Consider the following 6,090-nt stretch of genomic DNA (forward strand, 5'->3'; position numbering starts at 1 on the left):
CTGCCATCYTCGYCCGGCGGCGTGCCCACGGCGATGAACACCACCTGGCCGTGGCCGATGGCGGTCGCCGCGTCGGTGGTGAACACCAACCGCGACGCGGCGTGGTTGGCCTTCACCATCGGCTCCAGGCCGGGCTCGTAGATCGGGATGATGCCCCGGTTGAGGCCATCCACCTTGGCCTGGTCGATATCGACACAGACCACCTGGTGGCCAACGTCGGCCAGGCAGGTGCCGGTCACCAGACCTACGTAGCCGGTACCAAAAATCGCAACGCGCATATCCGTGCTGACTCCGTGTTGGCTTACGGCAGAACGCCCAGCAGCTCGACGTCGAAGGTCAGGGTGGAGTTCGGACCGATCGGACCACCMGGGGTGCCGTTCTCGCCGTATGCCAGTTCACCCGGGATCCAGAAGCGGTACTTCGAGCCGACCGGCATCAGGGCCACGCCCTCGGTCCAGCCCTTGATGACCTGGTCCAGACCGAATTCGGCCGGGCCACGGCCCGCGGAACTGTCGAACACCGTGCCGTYGASCAGCTTGCCTTCGTAGTTCACGCGCACCTTGCTGGAGGGCAACGGACGCTCGCCACTGCCCGGACGGATCACCTGGTACTGCAGGCCCGACGGGGTGGTCACCACGCCCGGCWSGGTCTTGTTCTTGGCCAGGAASGCGTTGCCTTCCTGACGGTTGGTCTGCGCTGCCTGTGCGGCCTTGGCCTGCATCTCGGCCTGCTTGGCACCCATGAACGACTGGATGGTGGCAGTGGCATCGGCTTCGCTCATCTTCGGCTGGCCCTTGCTCAGGCCAGTGTTGATCGCGTCAAAYAGCGAAGCGGTATCGATATCGTCCTTCAGCTGTGCCAGCGACGGACCCACCGAATAAGCACCGATCATCTGCGCGACCTTGACCCGATCGACCTTCGCCGGCTGCGAGCCCGGCGCGACGCCCGGCACCTGCTGGCCGCTGCGGGCCATCACCACCTGGCGCAGGGCGGCATCGGTCGCCTTGGCCTGTTCCTGGGTGATCTGCGGCTGCAGGCCTTCGAAGGAACGCTCCACGGCAGTGCGCAGCGCGGCTGCATCGATTTCATCGGCGATCGGCGCGAACGACTTGGCCACATCCAGACCAATGGCGTAGCCGAGCTTCTGCTTGGGGGAATTCAAGGGTGCGGTCTCCTTGGCGGCCGAAGGAGCGGCCGGTTGTTGCGACAGGGCGACACCGGAGGTGCCCATCGCCAGAATCAGAACCGACGCCGCGGCGCCGCGCATTCCCATTTTCATTCGCTGCATTCCTGGAAGTGACTGGACGCCGACGTCGGCGCGAAAACACGTATTGTCGCACGCATGCCGTCGATGTCGAGGCATCCGTGCCGGCATTCAATGTGCGGCCGGTGCCGCCAGCGCCTTGTCGATGGCCGCTTTCAGCTGCGGATCATCCGGGGTGACCTTGCTGGCGAACTGGGCAATGACCGTGCCATCGCGTCCGACCAGATACTTGTGGAAATTCCACGCCGGCGCCACGCCGGTGGCGGCGGTCAAGCGCTGATACAGCGGCGTGGCCTGCGCGCCGGTCACGTGCACCTTTTCGAACATCGGGAATTTCACACCATAGGTAAGCGTGCAGAAATCCTGGATCTGCTTTTCATCACCCGGCTCCTGCCCCTTGAAATCGTTGGACGGGAAGCCGAGCACGGCAAATCCCTTGCCGGCGTACTGCTTCTGCAGCGCTTCCAGACCCTCGTACTGCGGGGTATAGCCGCACTTGCTTGCCGTATTGACCACCAGCAGCACCTGCCCGTGGTAACGCTGCTGCAGGTTGACCTGCTGCTTGCCCGCCAGCGGCCGGTACGACAGATCCAGCAGATCGGCGGYCGAAGCGGCGGCCGACGTGGCCAGGCCTGCGGCCAGCAGGGTCAACAGGGACAGGCCGCGAAGGCGGCGCGAGGAGGCAGTCGACAAAGGCATGGGAGACGGTCCGCGGTAGCCATTCCAGGGGTCCGGCCGTGACGGGCCGGGAATCGGCCGAACTATAGCACCGGGGTCTGCACGTCTCTGGAGCGCATGCGTTGTCGCGCTTTGCACGGCGTGGCGGAAGCAGTCTGCCGCGCGTCCCAGCCCGCTGCTGATGACATAGCATGGACATGGCTGAATGGGAGGCCGACTGAAAACGCGCCTCCGCAGTTTCTCTTTTTCGATGCATATCAAGCGGTTGAACGAATATTGCGGTGCCGTGACCACCCCTGCCATCAGTTGGGTGGGGACAGGACTTGCACACAGGCGTGCCGGTGTTATAGTTGCATACAACACCAGTCACCTGAGACAGGGGGAACCATGAACAGCCGGATGCGTCGCAGCCTTGCCGCCCCCGCGGTCACCGCGGTATCAACCCTGTTCGTACTGGTCTGGCTGGCCATGCCGGCACCGCCGGCCGCGTCCTCCCCCACCCTCTCCGAAGACAGTACGCAGGACGCAGCAGCACCCACGGCAGGGAATGCCGCTCCCTCCCCCTCCCCCCCGCGTCGGCTGCACAGCTCCCTGTCCATGCCGTATTTCTCGTTCGCACAGCCGCTGACCCCACGGAGCTGAATATGAGCGACATCCAGTGGAGCGACGGCGCTCCCATCTACCGCCAGCTGAAGGAACGCGTGATCGCCATGATGCTTGACGGAATCCTCAAGCCGGGCGATGCCCTTCCTTCGGTGCGCCAGGTGGCCGCCGATTACCAGCTCAACCCCATCACCGTTTCGCGCGCCTACCAGGAGCTGGCCGATGAAGGCCTGGTCGAGAAGCGCCGCGGGCTGGGCATGTTCATGACCGAACAGGCGGCCACGCAGCTGCGCAGCAGCGAGCGCGAACGCTTCCTCAATGAAGAATGGCCGGCCGTACTGGAACGCATCCAGCGACTGGGCCTGAGTCTCGACGAATTGTTGCCCCAGGGGAAATTCTGATGAATGCCAGTCCCACTACCGCTGTGCCAAGCGACGCTGTCATTACCGCCCGTGGCCTTCGCAAGGCTTACAAGAACACGCTCGCGCTCGACAACGCCAGCTTCTCCATTCCGGCAGGCCGCATCATCGGCCTGATCGGCCCCAATGGTGCCGGCAAGACCACCGCGCTGAAGGCGGTGCTCGGCCTGACCTCGGTGGAAGGCGAGCTGAGCGTGCTCGGCCGTGACCCGCGCGTGCACCGCGACGATCTGATGAACGACATCTGCTTCATCGCCGATGTCGCCGTGCTGCCGCGCTGGCTGAAGGTGCGTGAGGCGATCGACTTCGTCGCCGGCGTGCACCCCCGCTTTGATCGCGCCCGTTGCGAACGCTTCCTGGCCAACACCAAGCTGCAGCCGAAGCAGCGCGTGCGCGAACTGTCCAAGGGCATGATCGTGCAGCTGCACCTGGCSCTGGTGATGGCCATCGACGCCAAGGTGCTGGTGCTGGACGAACCCACGCTCGGCCTGGACATCCTGTACCGCAAGGAGTTCTACCAGCGCCTGCTGGAAGACTACTTCGACGAGCAGAAGACGATCATCGTCACCACCCACCAGGTGGAAGAGATCGAGCACATCCTCACCGACGTGATGTTCATCCGCGATGGTCGCATCGTCCTCAATGCGGAAATGGACGAAGTCGGCGACCGCTATACCGAACTGCTGGTCGGTGCCGACCAGCTTGAAACCGCCCGCGCACTGAAGCCCATCGACGAGCGCAGCCAGGCCTTCGGCAAGACCGTCCTGCTGTTCGACGGGGTGCCACGCAGCCAGCTGGCCAGCCTGGGTGAAACCCGCAACGCCGGCCTTGCCGATCTGTTCGTCGCTGTCATGAAGGGGACCTACGCATGAATGCCGTCAACCATCCTGTCAGTCCCGCAGGCACCCTGCGCTGGCTGCTCAAGCGCGAATACTGGGAAAACCGCGGTGGTTTCCTGTACGCCCCGGTGATCGCCGGCATCGTCTCGCTGCTGATGAGCGGCATCGGCATCGGCCTGGGCCTGTTCGCCCTGCATCGTGCCGCCCGCGACGGCGGCCTGCACATCGACGGCGAGAGCGTGAACATCAACGGCCTGGATCTGGCCGTGCTGACCCGCGACATCAGCGCCAAGGACATGGCCGACCTGGGCAACGGCCTGGACCTGGCGATGGTATTGACCTCGTCCTGGCCACTGATCGTGCTTGCCTTTGTGGTGTTCTTCTATTGCCTGGGCGCCCTGTATGACGATCGCCGCGACCGCAGCATCCTGTTCTGGAAGTCGCTGCCGCTGTCGGACACCCAGACCGTACTGTCCAAGGTGCTCAGTGCACTGATCGTCGCACCGCTCATCGCCATCATCGCTTCCAGCCTGACCCTGCTCGTTTTCATGCTGATACTGTGCCTGGTGGTGGTCTCCCACGGCGGCGATGCGATGCAGTTGATCGTGGGACCTGCCAATCCGATGAGCCTGGTCATGGGCATGTTCGTGTCCATCCCGGTGTACGCCCTGTGGGCGCTGCCCACTGCGGGCTGGCTGCTGCTGTGCTCGGCCTGGGCACGGAGCAAGCCGTTCCTTTGGGCAGTGATGCTGCCGCTGTTCGCCGGCATCATCGTCAGCACCACCAAGCTGATGCACCTGTTCGACCTGACCACCGGCTGGTTCTGGCAACACATCGTCGGCCGTCTGCTGCTGGGTGCGATGCCGGGAATGGATCTGCTGTACCGCGCCGGTGGCGGTGAATCCAGGCAGGATCTGGACTCGATCGTGGCGCTGATGGCGCCCTCTGCCCAGCTCAAGTCGCTGGCGATGCCCGACCTGTGGATCGGCGCGGCCTTCGGCGTGKCCTTCATCTTCATCGCCATCCGCCTGCGCAAGCGCGCTGGCGAAATCTGATCGTCAACCTGGAGGCACCACCCATGCGTTCCTTGATTGCCTGTACTGCACTGTTGCTGTTGCCGCTGTCGGCGCTGGCCGCCGATGCACCGAACTGCAAGTTCTCCGCGCCGCGCGCGTTGAAGATCGACGCGGCCGGTGCCAAAGCGGTGGTGTTCGAGATCAACCAGCATGACCTGAAGGTGGTGGCCAGCACCGGTGGCGGCCAGCTCGAAGGCCGCGCGTGCGCGTCCAACAAGGACTGGCTGGACCAGCTGGTGCTGGACCAGCGCCGCGTGGGCGACAAGCTGGTGGTGAGCCTGCGCCGCGACAGCCGCGACGCGCTGTCGATGGGTAACAGCTACGCCTGGCTGGACATCCGTGGCAGCGTGCCGGACAACCTGCCGCTGCAGTTCAAGATCGGCTCGGGCGATGGCAGCATCGAGAACGCGCAGTCGCTGAGCATGGACGTGGGCTCCGGTGATGGCATCGCCCGCGGCACCCGTGGCAGCGTGCATGCCGCCGTGGGTTCGGGCGACCTGGACGTCGATGGCGCCGCATCGTTCAACCTGCTCTCGCTGGGTTCGGGCGACGTCAACGCCCGCAACATCGGCGGTGATGCCAGCGTCGGCACGGTCGGTTCCGGTGACCTGAAGGTGACCGACGTGCGTGGCAACGCGCGGCTGGATACCGTCGGTTCGGGCGACATCGGCTTCAAGCAGGTGCAGGGGAACGTCGAGGTCGGCGTGGTCGGCTCCGGCAACGTCGATATCGAGCAGGTCGGCGGCAATGTCCGCGTGCGCAGCCACGGCTCGGGCGACATCGATGTCGACGGCGTGCGCGGCAACCTCACCGTCGAGCACAGCGGCAGCGGCGATGTCCAGCATCGCAACGTGTCCGGCACCATCACCCTGCCGCGCGGCAAGTAACGTCCAACCATCCGATCCGAGGGGAATGCCATGAGTCTGCTGCGCCTGCTGCCTGCTGCCCTGCTGTGCCTGCCGCTGATCGCCTGTGGCGACACGTCCAGCCCCGACAAGACCGCCGGCAAGGCGGTGGCCGAGACCGCGGGCGGCGTCGGCCAGACCGTCAAGGAGGCGATGGATGACGCCCGCAGGGAAATCGCCGAAGGCAACATCAAGATCTCGGCCGACAACCAGCCACGCGCGGAGATCACCCCGCAGGGACAGCTGCTGATCGGTGGCAAGCCGGTGGCGCTGGACGATGGCCAGCGTCGCCAGCTGCTTGATTAC

At 65.0% G+C, this 6,090-nt stretch carries 6 protein-coding genes and 2 pseudogenes; 5 read left to right on the top strand and 3 right to left on the bottom strand.

The features are described from left to right. From AC1VAN_RS08135 to AC1VAN_RS08145, 3 genes and pseudogenes are all read right to left on the bottom strand, one after another. A pseudogene (locus tag AC1VAN_RS08135) lies at window positions 1-278 on the bottom strand (UDP-glucose 6-dehydrogenase); the annotation flags it as partial. Between the two features lie 23 nt (window positions 279-301). Continuing rightward, window positions 302-1,279, bottom strand: a complete 978-nt coding sequence (locus AC1VAN_RS08140) for an FKBP-type peptidyl-prolyl cis-trans isomerase N-terminal domain-containing protein (RefSeq protein WP_480985599.1) — start codon at window positions 1,277-1,279, stop codon at window positions 302-304. A 96-nt stretch (window positions 1,280-1,375) separates the two neighbouring features. Next, the gene (locus AC1VAN_RS08145) at window positions 1,376-1,963 is read right to left on the bottom strand and encodes a glutathione peroxidase (protein WP_480985600.1); all 588 of its coding nucleotides are present in this window, start codon (window positions 1,961-1,963) and stop codon (window positions 1,376-1,378) included. A 623-nt stretch (window positions 1,964-2,586) separates the two neighbouring features. On the opposite strand from AC1VAN_RS08145, the gene AC1VAN_RS08150 reads away from it, so the two are divergent. The 5 genes and pseudogenes from AC1VAN_RS08150 to AC1VAN_RS08170 form a co-directional block, all read left to right on the top strand. Then, window positions 2,587-2,946 carry a GntR family transcriptional regulator gene (locus tag AC1VAN_RS08150; protein WP_012511573.1) on the top strand — a complete coding sequence of 120 codons (360 nt, stop codon included), beginning with the start codon at window positions 2,587-2,589 and terminating at the stop codon, window positions 2,944-2,946. Then, a complete protein-coding gene (locus AC1VAN_RS08155; protein ID WP_032976317.1) occupies window positions 2,946-3,836 on the top strand; it encodes an ABC transporter ATP-binding protein in 891 nt (296 codons plus the stop codon). Before AC1VAN_RS08150 ends, AC1VAN_RS08155 begins: the two co-directional genes overlap by 1 nt. Continuing rightward, on the top strand, window positions 3,833-4,858 hold the full coding sequence (locus AC1VAN_RS08160) for a hypothetical protein (protein WP_480985601.1): 1,026 nt from the start codon (window positions 3,833-3,835) through the stop codon (window positions 4,856-4,858). The genes AC1VAN_RS08155 and AC1VAN_RS08160 overlap by 4 nt, the downstream gene beginning before the upstream one ends. 23 nt (window positions 4,859-4,881) lie before the next feature. Continuing rightward, window positions 4,882-5,766: a GIN domain-containing protein gene (locus AC1VAN_RS08165; RefSeq protein ID WP_025876813.1), complete on the top strand. Its 885-nt coding sequence runs from the start codon at window positions 4,882-4,884 to the stop codon at window positions 5,764-5,766. A 30-nt stretch (window positions 5,767-5,796) separates the two neighbouring features. Next, window positions 5,797-6,090: pseudogene (locus AC1VAN_RS08170) on the top strand (hypothetical protein); the annotation flags it as partial.

It is taken from the genome of Stenotrophomonas sp. 05L44_2 (genome assembly GCF_056665995.1).

Excerpts from the sequence above, each read along its gene's own strand:
- AC1VAN_RS08150 (WP_012511573.1), top strand. The coding sequence starts at position 2,587 with ATGAGCGACATCCAGTGGAGCGACGGCGCTCCCATCTACCGCCAGCTG.
- AC1VAN_RS08165 (WP_025876813.1), top strand. The coding sequence starts at position 4,882 with ATGCGTTCCTTGATTGCCTGTACTGCACTGTTGCTGTTGCCGCTGTCG.